The organism is Actinospica sp. (genome assembly GCF_035552695.1).
Taxonomy (GTDB): domain Bacteria; phylum Actinomycetota; class Actinomycetes; order Streptomycetales; family Catenulisporaceae; genus Actinospica.
Window position 1 is genome coordinate 1 of sequence record NZ_DASZKT010000042.1, and the last position, 3,141, is coordinate 3,141.

General features: G+C 70.1%; 5 protein-coding genes. 4 read left to right on the plus strand and 1 reads right to left on the minus strand.

Translation table 11 applies throughout. The features are described 5' to 3' along the window. A partial coding sequence (locus VG296_RS06755; RefSeq protein WP_325564206.1) for an LLM class flavin-dependent oxidoreductase occupies window positions 1-737 on the minus strand: 737 nt, incomplete at its 3' end. A gap of 108 nt (window positions 738-845) precedes the next feature. Here VG296_RS06755 and VG296_RS06760 point away from each other — a divergent pair. The 4 genes from VG296_RS06760 to VG296_RS06775 are packed head-to-tail and all read left to right on the plus strand — an operon-like array spanning window position 846 to window position 3,007. Further along, entirely contained in the window at window positions 846-1,421 is a 576-nt protein-coding gene (locus VG296_RS06760) for a VOC family protein (protein WP_325564208.1), read from the plus strand. Then, window positions 1,418-1,864, plus strand: a complete 447-nt coding sequence (locus tag VG296_RS06765; protein WP_325564210.1) for a nuclear transport factor 2 family protein — start codon at window positions 1,418-1,420, stop codon at window positions 1,862-1,864. Before VG296_RS06760 ends, VG296_RS06765 begins: the two co-directional genes overlap by 4 nt. Beyond that, window positions 1,800-2,726, plus strand: coding sequence for a fumarylacetoacetate hydrolase family protein (locus tag VG296_RS06770; RefSeq protein WP_325564211.1), 927 nt, complete (start codon window positions 1,800-1,802; stop codon window positions 2,724-2,726). Before VG296_RS06765 ends, VG296_RS06770 begins: the two co-directional genes overlap by 65 nt. Continuing rightward, window positions 2,723-3,007, plus strand: coding sequence for a helix-turn-helix domain-containing protein (locus VG296_RS06775; RefSeq protein WP_325564213.1), 285 nt, complete (start codon window positions 2,723-2,725; stop codon window positions 3,005-3,007). Before VG296_RS06770 ends, VG296_RS06775 begins: the two co-directional genes overlap by 4 nt. Window positions 3,008-3,141: the final 134 nt, after the last annotated feature.

Sequence of the window (3,141 nt, forward strand, 5' to 3'; positions counted from 1 at the left end):
GGCTGACCGCCGGAGCCGGTGCGGGGGCGTTGCGTGGTGTGTGCGCGCTCGGTGACCTGGCCGACGAGCTGGATGACCCGCCGGATGTCGGTGGGCTCCCGGCCGGCCTGCCGCGCGGCGGTGTCGATCAGGTCCTGTGCCGCGGGTTTGGTCTCGTAGGGCGTGCCAAGGGGTGCGACCCAGCCGTCCGCGCGGCGGCCGGCCAGCCGCAGCATCCGAGGTCCGCCGACGCCCAGCCAGATCCCGACGCGGTGGGCGGGCGCCGGGCCGGGGGCGATGCCGGGGAGGCGGAAGACCTCACCTCGGACGTCGACGGGTGACCCGGACCGCCAGAGCGCGTGCATGATCGTGATCGCCTCGTCGGTGGCCGTGAACACCTCGCCGGGTTCCCAGTGCGGTCCGCCCATGCCGACGATCTGCGGCCAGGAGCGGCCGCCACCCAGTCCCAACTCGAACCGGCCGCCGGAGAGGACGTCGAGGCTGGCGGCGGTCTTGGCCAGCATCGCGGGCGGCCGAAGCGGCAGGTTGGCGACGTTCGTCATGAACCGCAGGCGCTCGGTCCGGCCGGCCAGCACGCCGATGATCGCGAACGGGTCCAGGAAGTCCGGCACGTAGGGGTGGTCCTGGATGGACACGTAGTCGAAGCCCGCGTGCTCGGCCGTCTGCGCGTGGTCGAGGAGAGCGGCCGCGCTGTCGCGGCGCGGGCTGAGAAAGACGCCGAACTGCGCGGCGTTCATGGTGGCCTCCAACGGCGTGAGGGGCGAGCTACCCCAGCATGAGCTTGACTTGAAGTCAAGTCAAGCTCATGCTGGTGATATCCGCATCACGCCAAGGGAGTGATGATCATGGCTTCACCGGCGAAGTTGTCTCATGTTGTCCTCTACTCGCAGCGGGTTCCGGTCATGCGTGACTGGTACGTGCGGCTGCTGGGCGGCCGGGTCGTGCACGAGGCGCCGGGGATGGTGTTCCTCACCTACGACGAGGAGCACCACCGGATCGCCATCGCCGACCCGGCAGCCATGCGGGCGGCGGGCGCCGAAGCACTGATCGGAGACGGTCCCGCCGCGCTGTCAGCCGAGGAGATCACGGCGTTGCCGCCCCACGGGCTCGCCCACATCGCCTTCACGTATCGCACGCTGAGGGACCTGCTCGAGAACTGGGAGCGGCTGAAGAGCGATTCGGTGCTGCCGGTCGTGGCGATCAACCACGGGCCGACCACCTCGATGTACTACGCCGACCCGGACGGCAACCAGATCGAGCTGCAGATCGACAACTTCGACACTCCTGAAGCGGGCACGGCGTTCCTGGAGTCCGACAGTTTCGCGAACAACCCTGTGGGCGAGCCGTTCGACCCCGAGTCGATGCTCACCCGGCTGCGCGCCGGCGAACCCGCCGCCGAACTGGCCGCGCCGACATGGTGACCGCCGCCGGCAGCGCGACCGATGTTGTCGCGCGCCTCGCCTGTGCGGACGTCGTGCGAGCGTCGTTCCAGCTGATCGACGACGGGCACGCGACCCAGGCGGCCGAGCTGTACACGGTCGACGGGGCGCTGACGCTGTCGGATGCGACGAAACCGTCCGGTGACGTGACGCTCCGCGGCGCGGACATTCACGGCGCGATGCGAGAGCGGGAGGCTGCGGCCAGGACGACCGTGCACGTCCTGACTCCGTCGGCGTTCTGGTTCACCGGCCCCGACCGGGCCGAGTCGGACTGTCATCTGCAGCTCTATGTGCTGGGCGACGATCGGTCGGCGAGCCCGAAGCCGCGCGCGCTGAGCCATGTTCGGGACGTGCTCGACCGTGGCGCAGACGGCGTGTGGCGCATCTCCGCGCGCCGCATCACGATCCTCGCCGGAAGTCGGTGACGTGATGCGCCTGTACCGCACGACCCTGGGGCTGGCCCGTGGCGATGGCGACGCGCTGCTCCTGCTGGACCTTCCCCACCCGGACGTCGGAAGCCTGCTGGCGGACGACATTGCCCGGGTGCGCACCGCGAGGGTGACCGACCGGGTGACTCCGGGCTCGGTCACGCTTCTCGCGCCGGTGTCCGCGCCGGCCACGGTCGTCGTGGTCGGCGCCAACTACCGGGACCACGTGGTCGAGGCCGGCATCGTCATGCCGGCCGCGCCGCAGTTCTTCCCGGTGTCGGCCGGGCGCGACTTCTTCACCGCGCACGGCTCGCCCATCGTGCTGCCCGCCGAGGCGCCCGGCCACGTCGACTACGAGGCGGAGCTCGCCGTCGTCATCGGGACCGGCGGCAAGGACATCCGCGCCACCGACGCGTGGCACCACGTGGGCGGGCAGGCCGTCGCCAACGACGAGACGGCTCGTGACGTCCAGGTCCGGGGTATGCGCGACGGATCCGTGGTCGACCTGCCGGTGATCCAGCGCAGCAAGACGTTTCCGACCTTCAAGCCGTTGGGGCCGGTCGTGGTGACGCCGGACGAGTTCACGCAGCCGCTCGACCTCACCATCACCACGCATGTGAACGGTGAGCAACGGCAGAAAAGCCGGACCAGCGACATGCTGTTCTCGGTGGCCGAGATCATCGAGGCGGTCTCCGCCTCGATCACGCTGGCACCGGGGGATGTCATCCTCACCGGGACGCCCGCCGGGGTCGGGCTCGCGTCCGGGACCTACCTGAAGGCCGGCGATACTGTCGCGGTGGCCATCGACGGCATCGGGGAACTGCGCAATGCGGTGACAGCAGGGGGGCTGCCAGGATGACTTCCGCGAAGCCGGCGCGCGGGCAGCGCCGGGCGGCGCTTGTCGCGGTCGCGGCCGAACTGTTCGCCCGCAAGCCTTATGACGAGATCTACATCCAGGAGATCGCCGAGGCGGCTGGCGTCGCCCACGGCTTGCTGTTCTACCACTTCAAGGACAAACGCGGCCTGTATCTCGCCGTCCTGCAGGAGATGCTGGCCGAGATAGTCGACCTGCACAAACCACGCGCGGACGAGCACACGCCCGAACAGCGGCTGCGCGGTCTGTTCCGGCGCCACATCTAGTACCGGCGTGGCCACGTCCACACCATGCTGGCCCTGATGCGCGCAGGGGGGCAGGATCCCGAGGTCGACGAGCTGTTCGAGCGGGGCCGCCGGGCCGGCGCCGAGTTCGTCCTCGACCTCCTCGGCCTGACCAC

Excerpts from the sequence above, each read along its gene's own strand:
- VG296_RS06760 (WP_325564208.1), top strand. The coding sequence starts at position 846 with ATGGCTTCACCGGCGAAGTTGTCTCATGTTGTCCTCTACTCGCAGCGG.
- VG296_RS06775 (WP_325564213.1), top strand. The coding sequence starts at position 2,723 with ATGACTTCCGCGAAGCCGGCGCGCGGGCAGCGCCGGGCGGCGCTTGTC.